General features: G+C 63.2%; 16 protein-coding genes and 1 pseudogene. 8 read left to right on the top strand and 9 right to left on the bottom strand.

The window, feature by feature from the left end:
- Positions 1–70: 70 nt before the first annotated feature.
- From V1279_RS12115 to V1279_RS12100, 4 genes are all read right to left on the bottom strand, one after another.
- A complete protein-coding gene (locus V1279_RS12115) occupies positions 71–1,093 on the bottom strand; it encodes an NADP-dependent oxidoreductase (RefSeq protein WP_334435808.1) in 1,023 nt (340 codons plus the stop codon).
- A 70-nt stretch (positions 1,094–1,163) separates the two neighbouring features.
- The gene (locus tag V1279_RS12110) at positions 1,164–1,562 is read right to left on the bottom strand and encodes a hypothetical protein (RefSeq protein ID WP_334435806.1); all 399 of its coding nucleotides are present in this window, start codon (positions 1,560–1,562) and stop codon (positions 1,164–1,166) included.
- A 228-nt stretch (positions 1,563–1,790) separates the two neighbouring features.
- Entirely contained in the window at positions 1,791–3,281 is a 1,491-nt protein-coding gene (gene guaB / locus V1279_RS12105) for an IMP dehydrogenase (protein ID WP_334435804.1), read from the bottom strand.
- 208 nt (positions 3,282–3,489) lie between these two features.
- A complete protein-coding gene (locus tag V1279_RS12100; protein ID WP_028346604.1) occupies positions 3,490–3,738 on the bottom strand; it encodes a hypothetical protein in 249 nt (82 codons plus the stop codon).
- A 139-nt stretch (positions 3,739–3,877) separates the two neighbouring features.
- Between V1279_RS12100 and V1279_RS12095 the strand changes: the two genes are divergently transcribed.
- The 3 genes from V1279_RS12095 (at position 3,878) to V1279_RS12085 (ending at position 6,506) form a co-directional block, all read left to right on the top strand.
- Positions 3,878–5,353: a DHA2 family efflux MFS transporter permease subunit gene (locus V1279_RS12095; RefSeq protein ID WP_334435802.1), complete on the top strand. Its 1,476-nt coding sequence runs from the start codon at positions 3,878–3,880 to the stop codon at positions 5,351–5,353.
- A 346-nt stretch (positions 5,354–5,699) separates the two neighbouring features.
- The gene (locus V1279_RS12090) at positions 5,700–6,179 is read left to right on the top strand and encodes a phasin family protein (RefSeq protein ID WP_334435801.1); all 480 of its coding nucleotides are present in this window, start codon (positions 5,700–5,702) and stop codon (positions 6,177–6,179) included.
- 114 nt (positions 6,180–6,293) lie between these two features.
- On the top strand, positions 6,294–6,506 hold the full coding sequence (locus tag V1279_RS12085) for a hypothetical protein (RefSeq protein WP_334435798.1): 213 nt from the start codon (positions 6,294–6,296) through the stop codon (positions 6,504–6,506).
- Between the two features lie 36 nt (positions 6,507–6,542).
- Here V1279_RS12085 and V1279_RS12080 read toward each other — a convergent pair whose 3' ends face one another.
- A complete protein-coding gene (locus tag V1279_RS12080; protein WP_442894758.1) occupies positions 6,543–7,376 on the bottom strand; it encodes a Crp/Fnr family transcriptional regulator in 834 nt (277 codons plus the stop codon).
- Between the two features lie 207 nt (positions 7,377–7,583).
- Positions 7,584–8,273, bottom strand: a complete 690-nt coding sequence (locus V1279_RS12075; RefSeq protein WP_334435796.1) for an RlmE family RNA methyltransferase — start codon at positions 8,271–8,273, stop codon at positions 7,584–7,586.
- Between the two features lie 323 nt (positions 8,274–8,596).
- Here V1279_RS12075 and V1279_RS12070 point away from each other — a divergent pair, with 323 nt between their 5' ends.
- Positions 8,597–9,193 carry a phasin family protein gene (locus V1279_RS12070; protein ID WP_334435793.1) on the top strand — a complete coding sequence of 199 codons (597 nt, stop codon included), beginning with the start codon at positions 8,597–8,599 and terminating at the stop codon, positions 9,191–9,193.
- 140 nt (positions 9,194–9,333) lie between these two features.
- Here V1279_RS12070 and V1279_RS12065 read toward each other — a convergent pair whose 3' ends face one another.
- A complete protein-coding gene (locus V1279_RS12065; RefSeq protein ID WP_334435790.1) occupies positions 9,334–10,377 on the bottom strand; it encodes a Ppx/GppA phosphatase family protein in 1,044 nt (347 codons plus the stop codon).
- 210 nt (positions 10,378–10,587) lie between these two features.
- On the opposite strand from V1279_RS12065, the gene V1279_RS12060 reads away from it, so the two are divergent.
- Positions 10,588–12,957, top strand: coding sequence for a xanthine dehydrogenase family protein molybdopterin-binding subunit (locus V1279_RS12060; RefSeq protein ID WP_334435788.1), 2,370 nt, complete (start codon positions 10,588–10,590; stop codon positions 12,955–12,957).
- Between the two features lie 204 nt (positions 12,958–13,161).
- On the opposite strand, the gene V1279_RS12055 is transcribed toward V1279_RS12060, so the two are convergent.
- Positions 13,162–13,542 (bottom strand): rhodanese-like domain-containing protein, encoded by a 381-nt coding sequence (locus tag V1279_RS12055; protein WP_334435786.1) that lies wholly within the window; start codon positions 13,540–13,542, stop codon positions 13,162–13,164.
- Between the two features lie 195 nt (positions 13,543–13,737).
- Between V1279_RS12055 and V1279_RS12050 the strand changes: the two genes are divergently transcribed.
- Positions 13,738–14,808 (top strand): AraC family transcriptional regulator, encoded by a 1,071-nt coding sequence (locus V1279_RS12050; protein ID WP_334435784.1) that lies wholly within the window; start codon positions 13,738–13,740, stop codon positions 14,806–14,808.
- A 78-nt stretch (positions 14,809–14,886) separates the two neighbouring features.
- Entirely contained in the window at positions 14,887–16,059 is a 1,173-nt protein-coding gene (locus V1279_RS12045; RefSeq protein WP_334435782.1) for an IS110 family transposase, read from the top strand.
- 572 nt (positions 16,060–16,631) lie between these two features.
- On the opposite strand, the pseudogene V1279_RS12040 reads toward V1279_RS12045, so the two are convergent.
- Positions 16,632–17,424 (bottom strand): annotated as a pseudogene (locus V1279_RS12040) (hypothetical protein).
- A 150-nt stretch (positions 17,425–17,574) separates the two neighbouring features.
- Here V1279_RS12040 and V1279_RS12035 point away from each other — a divergent pair.
- Positions 17,575–18,072 (top strand): YaiI/YqxD family protein, encoded by a 498-nt coding sequence (locus V1279_RS12035; RefSeq protein ID WP_334435779.1) that lies wholly within the window; start codon positions 17,575–17,577, stop codon positions 18,070–18,072.
- Positions 18,073–18,078: the final 6 nt, after the last annotated feature.

Raw genomic sequence — 18,078 nt, 5'->3', positions numbered from 1 at the left:
GTTCCCCCATCAGTCTCAAGTGACCGTGAGGTTTCGTCGTTGAAGGTTCCCTGCAGCTTGTCGCTGGGCCTCAAGCCTCGTCCGGTCCGACGCGCACCAATTGCTTGCCGAAATTGGCGCCCTTCAGAAGGCCCATGAACGCGGCCGGCGCGCTGTCGAGGCCTTCGGTGACGAACTCCTTGTGCTTGACCTTGCCTTCGCGCACCCAGCCCGACATGTCGCGCAGGAAGTCGGCGTGACGCGCGGCGAAATCGCTGACGATGAAGCCGCGAATGGTCAGACGCTTGGTCAGCACATTGCGCATCATCGCCGGCGCCCATTTCGGCGCCACCGCCTGCGTATCGTTGTAATGCGCGATCAGGCCGCACACGGGAATGCGCGCAAAGGCATTGAGCAGCGGAAACACTGCTTCGAACACCGCGCCGCCGACATTCTCGAAATAGACGTCGATGCCCTTCGGGCAGGCATCCTTCAGCTTCGCCGCCAGATCGGGATCGCGGTGATCGAGGCAATCGTCGAAGCCGAGCTCATCCCTGACATAGGCGCACTTGTCCTTGCCGCCGGCGATGCCGACCGCGCGTGCGCCTTTGATTTTTGCGATCTGGCCGACCGCCGAGCCGACGGCGCCCGAAGCGGCGGCGACGACGACGGTTTCACCCGCCTGCGGCTTGCCGATGTCGAGCAGGCCCGTATAGGCGGTCATGCCGGGCATGCCGAGCACGCCGACCGCAGTTGAAATCGGCGCAATCTTGGGATCGATCTTCGCCAGCCCCTTGCCATCGGAGATCGCATGCGTCTGCCAGCCGGCGCGCGACAGCACGATGTCGCCCTTGGCAAAGGCTGGATTGTTGGACGCGATTACTTCGCTTACGGTGCCGCCCTCCATCACGCCGTTGATCGGCACCGGCTGCGCGTAAGACGGACCGTCGCTCATCCGCCCGCGCATATAGGGATCGAGCGAGAGCCAGATGGTGCGCAGGAGAACTTCGCCGGCGCCCGGCGTGGGGATCGGGCAATCTTCAAGACGGAAATCAGATGGCTTGGGTTCGCCGACGGGACGGGAGGCCAGAACGATGCGCTTGCCTTGGGACATGGGGGCTTCCTCCGGTTTATGAGATTATTTGATCGCGTGGGCCCGCGCCGCGTCAACGCCCAAACCGAGGTCAGGCCGCGATTTTTGAAAGCGCCGCCTCGAACGCGGCTGCCGCACTCGCCAAATCCGTGAAGGCCAGGCCGCTATCCGCGGTCTGCTTCTGCGCTTCCGTTGCCGTCGGGCGAATCTCCGCGATCGGTTTTCCTCCATCAAGCAAAGCCGACGGCGCGATCACATGAAACTCATGGGTTTCGACGGGCTGGTCTTTCAGCAGAAAGACCCCGATCGAGACGATATCCTTGCCACGCCGATATGAAATATAGCGGTCGACCGCAACCGAGCCGTCGCGTTGCATCCCGCCTAGTTTTGCATGGCCATTTGAGTCCAGCAGTTTGTGCGCCTTGAAGCCCTTCACGCCCGCCGATCTTGCTTTCGCGGTCTCCTCCGACAGATCGTATTTCGCGGCCATCGCCTTGCCGATTTCAGCGAGTTGCTCCGACATGCCGTGCTCAAACTCTTTCAGCTCGGTACGCTTCGATGCCTGGCGCGGCTTTGACGTATCCCGCTTATCCATCTCGGCTTTGCATCGCGCGATGATTTCGGCGGCGGATTTCCGCTCAGCATTGGCGAGCAGATTCTTCAAATCCTGCTTTGAAAGCGCGGCAATCCTGTCGTCTGACCAATCGACCATAATCAACTAAGCTCCGCCCGGATAATTCGGGCTTTCGCGGGTGATAGTGACGTCGTGGACATGGCTTTCGCGCAGGCCCGCGCCGGTGATGCGGACGAACTGCGCCTTCTCGTGGAATTCGGCGAGGTTGCGCGCGCCGACATAGCCCATCGCGGCGCGCAGGCCGCCGGCGAGCTGGTGCATGACGTTGGCGACCGGGCCCTTATACGGCACCTGGCCCTCGATGCCTTCCGGCACCAGCTTCAGCGTGTCCTTGATGTCCTGCTGGAAGTAGCGGTCGGCCGAGCCGCGCGCCATCGCGCCGACCGAGCCCATGCCGCGATAGGCCTTGTAGGAACGGCCCTGCCACAAAAACACTTCGCCCGGCGTCTCGTCGGTGCCGGCGAGCAGCGAGCCGACCATGGCGATGTCAGCGCCGGCGGCGAGCGCCTTGGCGAGGTCGCCGGAATATTTGATGCCGCCATCGGCAATGACAGGCACGTTGGCCTTCTTCGCGGCTTCCACCGCGTCCATGATCGCGGTGAGCTGCGGCACGCCGACACCGGCGACGATGCGCGTAGTGCAGATCGAGCCCGGGCCGATGCCGACCTTGATCGCGTCCGCGCCCGCATCGATCAGCGCCTGTGCACCCTCTTTCGTTGCGATGTTGCCGGCAATCACCTGCACGGCATTCGAAAGCCGCTTGATGCGGTTGACCGCCTCCAGCACGCGGGAGGAATGGCCGTGCGCGGTGTCGACCACGATAAGATCGACGCCGGCATCGATCAGCCGCTCGGTGCGCTCGTAGCCGCCCTCGCCGACGGTAGTTGCCGCGGCCACCCGCAAGCGGCCGTGCGCGTCCTTGCAGGCCAGGGGATGCGCGACCGCCTTTTCCATGTCTTTCACGGTGATCAAGCCGACGCAGCGAAACTGCTCGTCGACAACCAGCAGCTTTTCGATGCGGTGCTTGTGCAGCATCCGCTTGGCCTCGTCCTGGCTGACGTCTTCGCGCACCGTGACGAGGTTTTCGTGCGTCATCAATTCCGAGACTTTTTGTTTCGGATCGGTGGCAAAGCGCACGTCGCGGTTGGTGAGAATGCCGAGCAATTTGCCAGGTACATTCTTGCTGGCGCCGGTGACGACGGGAATGCCGGAAAAACCGTGATCCTTCATCAGAGCCAGCGCGTCCGACAGCATCGCATCGGGGCCGATGGTCAGCGGATTGACCACCATGCCGGATTCGTACTTCTTGACCTGCCGCACCTGGGCGGCCTGCCCCTCCGGATCGAAATTGCGGTGAATGACGCCGACGCCGCCGGCCTGCGCCATCGCGATCGCCATGCGCGCTTCGGTGACGGTGTCCATCGCGGACGCGATAATCGGGATGTTGAGCGGGATCGCGCGGGTCACATGCGAGCGGATATCGGCCTCAGAAGGCAGGATATCCGAGAGACCGGGTTTCAGAAGCACATCGTCGAACGTGAAGGCTTCACGGATACCCTGAAGTCCCTGCGCCATTGCCAACTCCTTTCCGCGGCTCACCGCCGCGATCAGTCTTATGGATGAACGCCGCCTTCGGCGATGCTATCGGCATCGCCGTCGAATCGAAGCCCATCGGTGGGGTTGACGGTGGTCGATAGCATGGCGGCACGCCGAATCAAAGCGTTAGACTGCTATGCACAGGCTTTTCGGGAAAAGCCGCAATCCCAAGGGGTTAGCGACGGCCTTAGGGCCGGTATCCCGGCGGCGGGCCGTGCTGGCGGATCGCCTCCACCACCTCGCGGTGGCGGCGGTCCTCCCGCTTCATGTGGACCGCGATCAACGCATGCGCCGAGGGCACCAGCAGCAGGACGTGGAAAATCAGCCCGAAAACCAGGCAAAACACGATCAGGACCAGGTTGAAGATCGCCGAAAACGGCTGCCCGTTCAGCAGCAGCCCGAGCGGCGGCAACAAGGCAGCAAGCACATAGATCATGCGGACCTCCAGCGGCTGGCGCGGTGCATACCAGCGTCACGCAGGATTTAGGTGGTTTGCCCGGTTCCGCAATGGCTTGTGTGACGACGGGATGATACAGGCCCCCTCGCCCGCCTCGTTTTCCGGTCCGCCGATTCCGATGACCAAAGAACGCCTGATCCCGCTGATCGTCGCCACCGCCCTGTTCATGGAGAACATGGACTCCACGGTGATCGCGACCTCGCTGCCGGCGATCGCGGCGGATATCGGCACCAGCCCGCTGACGCTGAAGCTGGCCATCACCTCCTATCTGCTCTCGCTCGCGGTGTTCATTCCGGCCAGCGGCTGGACCGCCGATCGGTTCGGCGCGCGCATGGTGTTCTCGATCGCCATTGGCGTGTTCATGATCGGGTCGATCGGGTGTGCGCTGTCGCAGAACGTCACCCATTTCGTCATCGCCCGCATCCTGCAGGGCATGGGCGGGGCGATGATGACGCCGGTCGGGCGGCTGGTGCTGTTGCGCTCGATCGACAAGAGCGCGCTGGTCAATGCGATGACATGGGTGACGGTGCCGGCGCTGATCGGGCCGGTGATCGGCCCGCCGCTCGGCGGCTTCATCACCACCTACTTCTCCTGGCACTGGATCTTCCTGATCAACATCCCGATCGGGCTGCTCGGCATCTTCATGGCGATGAAGTATATCGACCCGATCAAGAGCGAGGATCCCGAGCGCTTCGATCTCTACGGACTGGTGCTGGCCGGGATCGGCCTTGCCGGCATCGCCTTCGGCCTCTCGGTCGCCGGCCTCGGCCTGCTGCCCTGGCCTGTTGTCGCCGGCCTCATTGCGGTCGGCACGATCTCGATGACGCTCTATGTGATGCATGCGAGGCGGACCGGATCGCCGGTGCTGGATTTCTCGCTGCTGCGGCTGTCGACGATGCGCGCCAGCATCATCGGCGGCTTCCTGTTCCGGCTCGGCATCGGTGCGCTGCCGTTCCTGCTGCCACTGTTGATGCAGGAAGGTTTTGGGCTGACGCCGTTCCAGTCCGGCGTCGTGACGTTTGCCTCGGCCGTCGGCGCCATGGGGATGAAGACGCTGGCCGCGCGCATCATCCGCGCCTTCGGCTTCCGCTACATGATGACGGTCAATGCGGTCATCAGCGCGGTCTTCCTCGCCGCCTGCGCGCTGTTCACGGTGACGACGCCGTTGATGTTGATCTTCATCATCCTTGTCGTCGGCGGCTTCTTCCGTTCGCTGCAGTTCACCGCGATCAATACGGTCGCCTATGCCGAGGTCGAGCCGGCGCAGATGAGCCGCGCCACCACGCTGGTCAGCGTCAACCAGCAACTGGCGATTTCCGCGGGTGTCGCGATCGGTGCGTTCTCGGTGGAATCGACCATGCTCTATCAGCACGTCACCGAACTGAGCGCCGGTGTATTCCCGCCGGCGTTCCTCGTGGTCGCGGTCATCTCGGCGGCGTCGGCGTATTTCTTCTGGCAGATGCCCGATGACGCCGGCCACGAAATCTCCGGCCGCAAGGCGGTCGAGATTTCCAGCCGCAAGGGCGCGGAAAAAGCGGCGACCAAGGCCGCCAGCGAAGGCACCGAGGACGCGCGCGATCAGCGGCTGGGCTGACCGGGCGCTGCTACGCCTCACCTGACGGCAGCACCGGCAAGACCGAAGGCCCGAGCCTCCCCAAGAGTTTTTCCATTGCCGGTATGTAGGACACCCAACATTTAAAAATTCGCCGTGAGAGTCAGAAAGCGAACGGAAGCCCCGGCGCCAGTCCGTCATATACTTTGGTATAGGCGGGCGCGAGGCGGTCATCCGCGGCAGCACCTGCCCTTGTTGGAGGTTGGGGAAATGGTTCTCGGCTCCGTCTCTGCGGCACAGCACGCGCCTCGGAAGGTCCGGGAACAAAAATCCGATCGTTATTGATTTCAGTCGCTTGAAAGGATGAAAACCCGTGGGTGATGCCAATATGAACGTTGACGTGAATAACAATACGCCGAACCCGAAAGCCGCCGGACCACACGAAAAGCGCGGATTTGACATGCCGTTCTTCGCGGTGCCTGGGATCTTTAATGGGATCGCCGAGCAGAACATGACGCGGGCGAAGGAAGGCATCGAGAACATGAAGATTGCCTCGGGAGCAGTCACCGACGTTCTCCTGGAATCCTGTTCAACCAACGCAAGAGGCGCTGCGGACTACGCCGCCAAATTGATCGAGTTCTCGGCCGCCAACACCAGCTCCGCCTTCGATTTTCTCACCCATCTGATGGGTACGAAGTCGCCCTCGGAAATCTTGCAGCTCTCCGCCGCACAGGGCTGCAAGAACTTTGGAGCCACGGCAGCACAAAACCGGGAGATGTGGGAGCTCACCCGCAAGATCGCGACCGAGAGTGCCGATCCAGTCAAGAAGAGCTTTGCCGGCATGCTGCAGAAAGCGTCCTGGTTCTAAGTCACTTTCGCAGCCCGACAGGATCGGCTGGAACGAGCGCTCCACGAGAAGGGCGCATTCCAGCCGATGTCGACCTGACATGCCGCAATACAAAATCCAGGGACGGAAGAGCAGATGGGCGTCGTCATGATCAAATGCCCCGCGACGGGGCGCGCTATCCCGACCGGCATGAAAGCGGATCGGGAGAGATTTCGCTGCAGTCCGGTGTTTTTCGCGCGCACCTACTGCTCGATCTGCGAGGCCAGTCACGAATGGTTTGCCAGGGAGGCCTGGGTTCACGAGCCAGCAGAGAAGCGGCTCAAGCTAAAGGCCTTTCTCAGCCTGTAATCAGCGTAGAGCGGCTGAAGCCCTTGCTGCAACTCGTCAATGGCCCCTCGAGCGGGGGCCGGTCACTCTCTGGCTTGGCGTGTGGCGATGAACCTCCTCTGCCTCGGCAAACAAGGCATGTCGATCGCGGGGATGCCGGACAGGCCCCGGCGGCGTCATCTCCTCCGGCAAGACGATCCGACCGATCCTGCGGCGCATGAGCTGGTAGCACTCGCATGCCGCTGCTTCGAGTCGCGGCCTGTCGATCTCAATGAAGGACCGCCGATTGGATCGGACCGCACCCGAGTCGCGGAGCTTGCAAACGGCATGCGTCACCGTCGTTCGCCGAACACCGAGAAATTCCGCAAGCGTCTCCTGCGTCAGTGGCAGGGTGTCGCCATCAAGCCGATCGTGGACGTGCAGCAACCATCTCGCCAGACGGGCTTCGACCGAATGTAGCGCATTGCAGGCCGCGACGTGCTGGAATTGTGCCATCAGCGCCCTGGAGAGGATCTGAACCGCGCCATTCAAGGCGCTGCTGCGGTCGAGCACCGCTTGAAACCGTGCTGGCGAAATCTGCAACGTGGTCCCCGCCACCCGCACCACCGCGGTCATCGGAGAGCGGGAAGGCCCCAGCGTCGACAGGATGCCCACAGCTCCCTCGTTGCCGACGAGAGCGGTCGCGACCGTTTGCCCGCTCGGCATATCCATGATGAAGGCGATCAATCCACTAAGAGGGAAATAGATCTTTTCGACTACGTCACCCGACCGCATCAGCACGGCGTCACGTTCAAGCGGGACCATTCGGAAATGAGGCACTAGGAATTTAAGGTCTGCTGGCGGCAATGCAGCTAACAGTCGATTACCAACTCTGGCCCTGTGCTCCATCACGGGAAAGCTCCTTCCCAGACGGATGCGCCGTACGCTGCAGAACTGCTGCTGGCGTCAGGCTGCATGCGAATGAACAGACCGCGCCGAGCTGGTAGTATGCGCCATCCGGGAAAAGGTTCCAATAGGCATTACTCAGGCTGCGCGTCAGCGCCGCTCGCACCGCAACCAGGCAGGCAATCATCGATCGCGGCCGCGTAAAAGTTGCGCTTAAAGCCGGGTGGGCTGCCCGCGAAATCCCATCGCCAGCACGTAGCGCTCCGAGGAATCCTGCCGGCTGGAGGCCGGCTTGACGTGACGGACGCTGGCGAAATCGCGCTTCAGTTGCGCGACCAGTTCGGCATCGGCGCCGCTCTGAAAGGCCTTGGCCAGAAACGTGCCGCCGGGATTGAGCACGTCGGTGGCAAACGCTGCCGCAGTTTCGATCAGGCCGACGATGCGCAACTGATCCGTCTTGCGGTGGCCGGTGGTGTTGGGCGCCATGTCGGACATCACGACGTCGGCGCGACCGCCCATCATGGCGATCAGTTTCTCGGGCGCGTCCTCGCTAAGAAAATCGAGCTGCGCGAAGTTGACGCCGGGGACTTCCGGCATCTCCAGCAGATCGATCGCCACCACCTTGCCCTTGCCGTTGACCGCGCCGACGCGCTTGGCTGCGATCTGGCTCCAGCCGCCGGGGGCGGCGCCGAGATCGACCACAGCGATGCCATGCTTGAGGAAATGATACTTGTCGTCGATTTCGATCAGCTTGTAGGCCGCGCGCGAGCGATAGCCGTCCCGCTTGGCCTGCGCCACATAGGGATCGTTGAGCTGCCGCTCCAGCCAGAGCTTCGACGACAGCTTGCGCTTGCCACCGCTCTTGACCGTGACGTGCAGCCGTCCGGTGGTGTCTTTTGCCATATCGGTACTTTTCTTATGTCAGCCGGGCCCAGAGCTTGGAATTTGATAGCACGCAACCGGACGCGCACCGACTCGAGTATGATGAGTGCCACGCCCATTCGGTTCTAGTCGCCATCAGCCCCATAGCGGGCACACGGAAATATAACAAGATCGGCGAAATAGCCCACCTGCCGCGCCACCCAGTCCGCGGCACAACCGAGACATGCGGGCGTTCCTGAGAGGATCACCGAAATATCGGGAGACCTGGAACGGGCGCACAGTGATTGCGTTGCTCGGGAAGGGGCCGGGGCAAGTCATCAACCTGCAATCAGCGGAGAATGAAGATGGCAAACCCACGCCAGGAGGAAAAGTCTACGCAAGGCATGGAAGACGCAGCCCGCCGCACCGGCGAGAGGACAGCTGAACAGGCCGGCCGTATCGGACAGGTTGCGGCTGAGGCCGGCGAGGAAGTGGCTCGGGCAAGTGCCAACCTGCTCAAGCAAAACGCCGAGACGGTACAGAACGCCTGGCGCTTCGGTCTGGATATGGCGACCACGGTCATGGGCCGGTCTACCGAGCAATTTGGTCGCACGCTCGGCTTGTCGGGAGACGGGGTGCAACAGGCAACCGAACGGTCGGCCCGCAGCGCCCAAACCATACTTTACACCAGCACCGCTGCTGCCAAAGTAATGGGCGGAATGTCTCGAGAATATTTGCAGTTGGTTCGGAATCAGGTCGAGAAGAACATGGACCACATGAATGAATTGTGGACGTGCCGAACGCCTCAGGACTTTGCAGCCGTACAAAGTGATATGCTGCGTGAGACCGTGGAAACTGCTTTGGAGAGCAGCCGTCGGATAGCCGACATGTCGCTCAAAATGGCCGACGACGCCGGAAAGCAGATCAATAAAAATATGGAAGAGATCCGGCGCGCCGCCTAGCTCGGTCCGCCGGCCGGACTTTGCAGGAAGAGCGGCTGACCGTCAGCCGCTTTTCCCGCTTTTGAGCATAGCGCAACGTTTTTCGACTGAAGCCAGTCCATAGATAGATACGCAATCTGACAGATCAGAGCGCCCGCGCCTCAGCACGGCCTCAGCGCGCCGTCCTCGCGCATCATCTCGACCAGCATACCCTCGCGCAGGCCCCGGTCGGCGACGCGCAGCCGCGGCAGCGGGAAGGCATCGCGGATCGCGTCCAGGATCGCGCAGCCGGCCAGCACCAGATCGGCGCGCTCGACACTGATGCAATTATTGTTGGCGCGCTCCTGATAGCTCATGCCGCGCAGCCGCTGGATCACCGTGGTGACGTCGGAACCGTTCATCCAGATGCCGTCGATGCGGCGGCGGTCGTAGCGCGCCAGATTGAGATGGACACCGGCGAGCGTCGTCACGGTGCCGGAGGTGCCCAGCATGTGCATGTCGCGCAAATCCGAGCCGTGCTCGGCGGCAAACGGCGCCACATGTTGCGCGACTTCGCGCACCATCCGCGCATAGGATTCGGCCGTGACGTCACGTCCGCCGAAATGCTCGGCCAACGTGACGACGCCAAGCGGGATCGACATCCACGCCTGGATCCGCGGCGTCGCATTCTGCTCGGCGGGATCGCGCTCGATCCGGACCAGTTCGGTCGAGCCGCCGCCGATATCGAACAGGATCGCGCCCCGCCCCTTTACGTCGAGCAGCGGCGAGCAGCCGATCACGGCAAGCGTCGCTTCGGTCTCGCGATCGATCACCTCGAGACGGATGCCGGTCTCGCTCGCCACGCGGGCGCGAAAGCTGTCGGCATTGGCGGCGGCGCGGCAGGCTTCGGTTGCGATCAGCCGCAGGCGGCGGGCCTTGCGGTAGCGGATCTTGTCGCTGCAGATGCTGAGCGCTGCGATGGCGCGGTCGATCGCCGCCTCGCTGATGGAACCGGTTGCGGAAACACCTTCGCCCAGCCGGATGATCCGCGAAAACGAATCCACCACGCGAAAACTGTCGCCAGCCGGACTGGCGATCAAAAGCCTGCAATTGTTGGTGCCAAGGTCGAGCGCGGCATAGACACCGTTTGCCGTGGCCGCCGCAATCGACCCTGACGGGCTTGCGCGAGCCTGAAGGCCTTCGCGCAGCCGCGTATCTTCATTCATCAAAACTGTCTTTCCGCGGCCGCTTCCGGGCCGCCGAAGAAAATTACCGTTCACGGAAACTTTAACAGCGCCAAGGGGCTACGCAACAACCCATCACATAGGACTATGCCCAATCAGGCGTTGTCGGGCATGACGCGGTGCGTTATCTCAGCGGGAACTCGCGGAACCCAAGAAATCCGAGAGAATCCCAAGCATTTCAGGTGTTTTTCGATGCAAGATCACACGTCGGCCTCCTCCCTGGACAACGCTATCGCACTGCAAAAATACGGTGTGGGGCAGCCGGTGCGCCGCAAGGAAGACGACACGCTGGTGCGCGGCCAGGGTAAATACACCGACGATTTCACCCTGCCCGGCCAGGCCTATTGCTGGATGGTGCGCTCCAGCCATGCCCACGGAATCATCAAGGGGATCGACACCGCTGCCGCCAAGGCGATGCCGGGCGTGCTCGGCGTCTGGATCGGCAAGGATCTCGAAGCGGCCGGTTACAGCCCCTTCACCTGCGGCCTGCCCTTGAAGAGCCGGGACGGCTCGCCGCTATTGCAGACCAACCGTCCGGCGCTGGCGACCGACAAGGTCCGCTTTGTCGGCGATCCCGTGGCCTTTGTGGTTGCCGAAACACTGGCGCAGGCGCGCGATGCGGCGGAGGCCGTCGAACTCGACATCGAGCCGCTGCCCGCCGTGACCGATGCCGCGGAGGCCGCCAAGCCCGGCGCGCCGCTGCTCTACGATCACATCCCGAACAACGTCGCGCTCGACTATCACTATGGCGACAGCACGAAGATCGACGCGGCGTTCGCTGCTGCTGCGCATGTGACAAAACTCGACATCGTCAACACCCGCGTCGCCGTGGTGTCGATGGAGCCGCGCGTGGCGCTGGCCGCCTTTGACAAGGCGGCCGAACGCTTCACGCTGCAGGTGCCGACGCAGGGCGTCTCCGGCAACAAGGTGACGCTGGCGAAAATCCTCAACGTGCCGAACGACAAGGTTCGCATCCTGACCGCCAATGTCGGCGGCTCCTTCGGCATGAAGAACGTCAGCTATCCCGAATATACCTGCATCCTGCACGCGGCGAAGGCGCTGGGCCGCCCCGTGAAATGGACCGACGAGCGCTCGACCAGCTTCCTGTCCGACAGCCATGGCCGCGCGCAGCTCATTCATGCCGAACTGGCGCTCGATACTGAGGGCAAATTCCTCGCAGTGCGCCTGCAGGGTTACGGCAATCTCGGCGCCTATATCACCGGCGTCGCGCCCGGCCCCTTGTCGCTCAACACCGGCAAGAACCTTGCGAGCGTCTACCGCACGCCGCTGCTCGGCGTCGACATCAAGACGGTTTTGACCAACACCACGCTGATGGGCGCCTATCGCGGCGCCGGCCGGCCCGAGGCCAATTATTACATGGAGCGGCTGATCGACCGTGCCGCCGACGAGATGGGCATCAACCGGCTGACGCTGCGCAAGCGCAACTTCATCAAGCCGTCGCAATTGCCGTTCGCGGCGGCCTCCGGCGTCACCTATGACAGCGGCGATTTCGCAGGGGTCTTCAACAAGGCGCTGGAGATTTCCGACCACGCCAATTTTGCCGGACGGAAGAAGGAAAGCAAGAAGAGCGGCAAGCTGCGCGGCATCGCGGTCGGTTCGTATCTGGAAGTGACCGCGCCGCCGAGCGGCGAACTCGGCAAGATCACCTTCGAGCCTGACGGTTCGGTGAAGCTGACGACCGGCACGCTCGATTACGGCCAGGGCCACGCCACACCGTTCGCGCAGGTGCTGTCGGCGCAGCTCGGCGTGCCCTTCGAAAAGATCACCATCGAGCAGAACGACAGCGATCTCGTCCGCTTCGGCAACGGCACCGGCGGCTCGCGCTCGATCACCGCGACCGGCCAAGCGATCGTGGAGGCCTCCGCGCTCGTGATCGCAAAAGGCAAGCAGGCCGCCGCGCATCTGATGGAGGCGTCCGAAGGCGATATCGAATTCGCCAGCGGCCGTTTCACCATCGCCGGCACCGACCGCTCGATCGGCATCATGGAGCTGGCGCAGCGCTTGCGCGAAGGCAGGATGCCCGAGGGCGCGCCGCTATCGCTCGACGTCGACCATGCCACCAAGGACACGCCGTCGACTTTCCCCAATGGCTGCCATGTCGCGGAAGTGGAAATCGATCCCGAGACCGGCGTCGTGCAAATCGTGCGCTACTTCGCCGTCAATGATTTCGGAACCGTCGTCAATCCGATGATTGTCGCCGGCCAGTTGCACGGCGGCGTGGCGCAAGGTATCGGCCAGGCGCTGATGGAGCAGGTCAGCTACGATTCCAGCGGCCAGCCGATCACCGGCTCGTTCATGGACTATGCCTTGCCGCGTGCGGAAGACATCCCGCCGATGGAAGTCGGCGACCATCCCTCGCCCGCCAAATCCAATCCGCTGGGCACCAAGGGCTGCGGCGAGGCCGGCTGCGCCGGCAGCCTGGTCTGCATCGTCAACGCGGTGGTCGACGCGCTGTCGGACTACGGCGTCACCCATATCGACATGCCCTTAACGCCGGAACGGGTTTGGCGGGCAATCCAGGATGCGAAGGCGGCGGCGTGAGCCACCGCCACGGCCGCCCTACACTCAAACTGTCATCGCCCGCGAAGGCGCGAAGGCGGGCGATCCAGTATCCCAGAGACGTTTAGGATAGAACCGAGAAGCCGCGGCGTACTGGATGCCCCGCCTTCGCGGGGCATGACGACTGATGGATTGACGGGGCAAGTCCGCCAATGACGAGTTACGCCGCCGCCTACTCGCTTCTGGTCACACCTTCTCGACCGCGCCGCCGCTTTCGGCCCAGCCCTTGAAGCCGCCGAGATTGCGGACGTCCTTGTAGCCCATGTCCTGCAGCGTCTTGCCCGCGAGCGCGGACCGGCCGCCGGAGGCGCAGTAGACGATTACGGTTTTTTCCCGATCGAATGCATTGTCATAATAGGGGCTGTCGGGATCGGCCTTGAATTCGAGCATGCCGCGCGCGACGTGCTTCGCGCCCTGGACCTTGCCGGTGCTTTGCAGCTCAAGCCCGTCGCGCACATCGACCACCAGGACCTCGCCGCGCTCGATCAGGGCTTTCGCGTCCTGCGGGCTGATGGCTGGAACGGAGCTGTTAGCCGCTGCAAGTAAATCCTTCACTGAACTCGGCATCATATTCTCCCGTATGCTGTTTTATCGTTGGGCACTGATAATTGCGCAGTATGTGGCGAAGCTTGGTCAATAGCGCAATGACCATGGCTCCAAGAAGCTTTGCCGCGACGCTATAGCGCTTGACTGGGGCGTGCATTCTGAAAAGCTTTCGCCCAGCCCGCAGGCGTGCCGACAGCAGGAATTTGGGATCAGATTGTGGACGTATTGTCGGAAGTCCTGCGCGTCGTGCGTTTGTCCGGAACCATTCATTTTCGCGCGGAGTTCACGCATCCGTGGGCCATTCTTTCATCCCCGCCGGCGCTGCTTGCGGCGCGCCTGCAATCCTCCGAAGGATCGGTGACACCGTTTCATGTGGTCACCGAGGGCAATTGCCTGGTGACATCAGGGGCATTGCCGCCAATCCACATCGAAGGCGGCGACGTGATCGTGTTCCCGCGCGGCGATCAGCACGTGATGGCCAGCGACCCTGAGCTGGCGCCTGTCCCGATACAGGACATCTATTCGCAACCGTCCGCGGAGCAGATCACGGTCGTGAATCACGGCGGCGGCGGGCCGCCGGCGCGCTTCATCTGCGGCTTTCTGCACGCCGATCAGCGCTTCGATCCGCTGCTGAAATCGCTGCCGGCGATTCTTTGCGTCCGCTCGCGCGACGACATCCTTACGCTCGAGACGCTGGACGGCACCGGAAGGCGTGTGCAGGCGATCACGCATCCGCAGGAGAAGGAGTGGTGGCGGGCGTCGGTGCGCTACCTGATGAGCGAAACCGCGACGCCGGGTCCCGGCAATCGCGCCGTGCTGGCACGATTGGCCGAATCGCTTTTCCTCGAACTGCTGCGGTGGCAGTTGCAGTTTGCGACGCAGGGCCACGGCGGCGGTTGGCTGGCGGGCCTGTACGATCCTCAGGTGGGTCCCGCGCTCACCCTGCTTCATGCGCAGCCGGGCCGGTCGTGGACCGTCGAAGCGCTTGCAAAAGAAGTCGGCGTCTCGCGGGCGGCGCTCGCCAAACGCTTCGTCGAACTGGTCGGCGAGTCACCGATCCAGTATCTCGCGGGTTGGCGGATGCATTTGGCGCAGCATCTGTTGCAGGACAGCACGCTTGGTGTCGCCGAGATCGCCGGACGCGTCGGATATGACTCCGACGCGGCGTTCAATCGGGCGTTCCGGCGGGTGGTCGGCTCGCCGCCCGCGACATGGCGGCAAGCCAGGGAGGAGCGGCCACTCGCAGCGGATGGCATCCAGCTCAACGGCGGTCGTCGCCCGGCTTGACCGCCCAGATGCTATGGGGGGAGCGGCGGCGAGGGTGTGGATACCCTCGAGCGCCGTGATCACGCAATGGAGCACCCCATGTCGCAATCGTTTGACGCCAGCAGGTCCCTCACCGCCTTCGAACAGGATAGCACGTTGGTCGCAGTGATCGAGATGAGCCAGTCGAAGTGGCTCGTTGCGGCTGTGATCCCTGGCGTCGCGCGCCAGCCCCTGAAGAAGCTTGGTGCAAATGCGGACGCTCTGCTGAAGCTGTTGCAGCGCTGGCAGGATGAAGCGCGCAAGGCCGGGCGGACGGTCAGGCGGATCGTCTGCGCCTATGAGGCCGGGCGAGACGGATTCTGGCTGGCGCGCTGGCTGCAGGCGCGCGCCATCGAGGCCTACGTCATCCATGCCGCAAGCATCGCAGTGTCCCGCGAGCACCGCCGGGCCAAGACCGATCGGATCGATACGGAACTGCTGATGCGCTCGTTTTTCGGCTGGCTGCGTGGCGAGAAGCGCCATTGCAGCATGGTCGCGATCCCGACCATGGCGGAAGAAGATGCGCGGCGGCCGAGTCGTGAGCGGGAGAGCCTCGTGGGCGAGCAAACACGGATCGTCAACCGGATCAAGGCTGTCCTCGCCCTGTTCGGCATCGGCGGGTTCAATCCGAGGCTGCGCAAGGCGGCGCAGAAGCTTGCGACACTGCACACCGCGGAAGGAACACCGTTACCGGAAAATGCCCACGCCGAATTGCGCCGCGATCTGGAGCGGCTGCGCCTGGTGCACGACCAGATCCACATCATCGAAAGTGAACGGTTGCGCCGGCTCGCGCTCGCGCCGGCCGCAACGACAAGGCCTCACGCGATGGTTCGTCTGATCGCAAGGGTTTTTGGCGTCGGCATTGCGACCGCCGACATGCTGGTAAATGAGGCGCTGGCGCGCAAGCTGCGCGATCGCAAAGCTGTTGCGCGCTATGCTGGACTGACCGGCGCGCCGGACGAGAGCGGCAAGCGCCGGCGCGAGAAGGGACTGGCCCGCGCCGGCAATGGTCGGGTCCGCCGCGGCATGATCCAACTGGCCTGGCGCTTTCTGATCTTCCAGAAGGATAGCCGGCTCGTCCGCTGGTTCCGCGAGCGCACCGCAGATGGCCGCAGCGCCACGCGCAAAACCATGATCGTGGCGCTGGCGCGCAAGCTGCTCATCGCGCTGTGGCGGCTGGCAACCACCGGCGAGATGACGGAGGGGCTCAAGCTGCGCCCGGCCGGAACCTGACCATGCAGCTTCCGCAACCCCAACACGATTGACAGTTCGGCAGCCGGCAGTCTGCCGACGACATCCGAGGTGGCGGTGATCCGCCGGAATACATGGCCTTTGCGCCGCGACCCAGAATGGACCCGCCGCCCCGGAGCTTCGCCCCCCGATGCGCATGCATGCATCATGGTTCTGGTCCCGATCGATCAACCGAATACAAGTCTGCGACGCGGTATCGCGTCCACGGTGGGCTCGCCTCGGAAATCGTCCCTATGCCGCTAACGCCAAACCTCGTCCCGCCCTCAAGCCTGCCGCCGGGCTCACGACCGTCAAGGGCTGCGTCGCTCCGCGATGGCCTGCGGCCACCCTTGACCGTCGTTCCGCCCAGGCGGCTAGTCGTCTCGGGGTCGGGACGAGGAGATGTCGGTCTTCGTCGAACAAGGAGACGATAGCAATGATCTGACAACGATCACTCTTGATCACCCCCATACAAGTATTCCAGAGACATGAGAGATAGAACCGTGAGGCCGCGGCGTACTGGATACCCGCATGCGCGGGTATGACGAACTGAGGATGATGCCGCGCCCCTCCCCCTACGCTGCCGCCTGCTCGCGCGGCTGGTAGATCGCGATGTGGTGGCAATGCGCCAGCGCCGTCTTGCCGTTGGCGACGACCAGCGCGTCGAGCTCGACGAAGCGGTGGCCCTTCTTGTCGTAATTGCCGATCACCTTCGCACGGGCCGTGATCACATCGCCGGTCTTCGCGGCGGAAAGCAATTGCATGCGACTGCCGACGTGAATCCAGGGCCCCAGAATGGCGTTGTCGACCAGCGTCCGGTTCATCACCCGTTGCAGCAGGCCGGGATGACCCAGGCCCTCCTTCGCGTAGATCGGATCGGCTTCCCTGATATCGGCAAGATATTCGCTCGCCGCATCGCCCGCCCAGTCGCGCGGCGTGGTGCCGAGCCATTTGCCGACTTCGTAGGAAGCGGCGTTGACCGGCTTGCGCTCCGCAACGGCCGCGACTTCCTTGTAGTTTGCAATCGAAACAGCCGGCGGATGCCGGCAATGACGCGGTGCCGGTGGCGCAAAGCTGGCCGCGGCTCTGCACCTGGATCGAGAGCACGCCGTCGCTTTCGTCTGCCGTGAGTTCGGCCATCTCGCCGTCATAGACCGGCTTGGCGAAACGAGCGTCGATCAGGCCGCGTTCGAGGAAGGCGCGGCCCCATTTTGCGACCGGCAGGTGCATCATGTAGGCCATCACGTCGACGCCCGGCACCAGCCCGCCTGAGAATCCGAACCGCTTTGCCACGGTGTCGTCATGCATCTTGTTTTCGGATTGCTTGGCGGTGTTGTAGGCCTGGACGCGATACGGCTCGATGGTCATGCCGGTTTCCTCTTATTCTTGGTTGTTTTCAGCCATTTATCGTACGCAAAGAATGTACCGTGGCAAGCGTGTTCCCACCCCTGTTTCCCTCGCATTTTGATACCCGATGGAGTACCACCCGCGGGCAAGAATACGGAACGAATCCAACTTATGCTGCCTGACGCGAACCTGACCCGCATCTATATCGATGCCGACGCCTGCCCGGTGAAGGACGAGATCTATCGCGTCGCGATCCGGCACGGCCTGCCGGTCAGCGTGGTCGCGGGGAATTTCATCCGCGTGCCGCAGGATCCGCTGATCGAGCGCATCGCCGCCGGTTCCGGGATGGATGCCGCCGACGACTGGATCGCGGAGCGTGCGGGAAAAGGCGATATCGTCATCACATCGGACATCCCGCTCGCCAGCCGCTGCGTGAAAGCAGGCGCCGAGGTGATTGCGCCGAATGGCAAGCCGTTCACCGAACAATCCATTGGCATGACGCTGGCGGTGCGCAATTTGATGACCGACCTGCGCTCATCGGGCGAAGTCACCGGCGGCCCAAGATCCTTTGCGCCGCGCGACCGCTCGACATTCCTGTCGGCGCTCGACCAGGCCATCCGCCGCATCCAGCGCCAGCGGGCGCAACAGCCCGCGCAAGATCAAGGTTAAAGCGAA

The organism is Bradyrhizobium sp. AZCC 1610 (assembly GCF_036924515.1).
In the GTDB taxonomy this organism is placed as follows: Bacteria; Pseudomonadota; Alphaproteobacteria; order Rhizobiales; family Xanthobacteraceae; genus Bradyrhizobium.
This window is presented reverse-complemented; position numbering and strand designations above follow the sequence as displayed.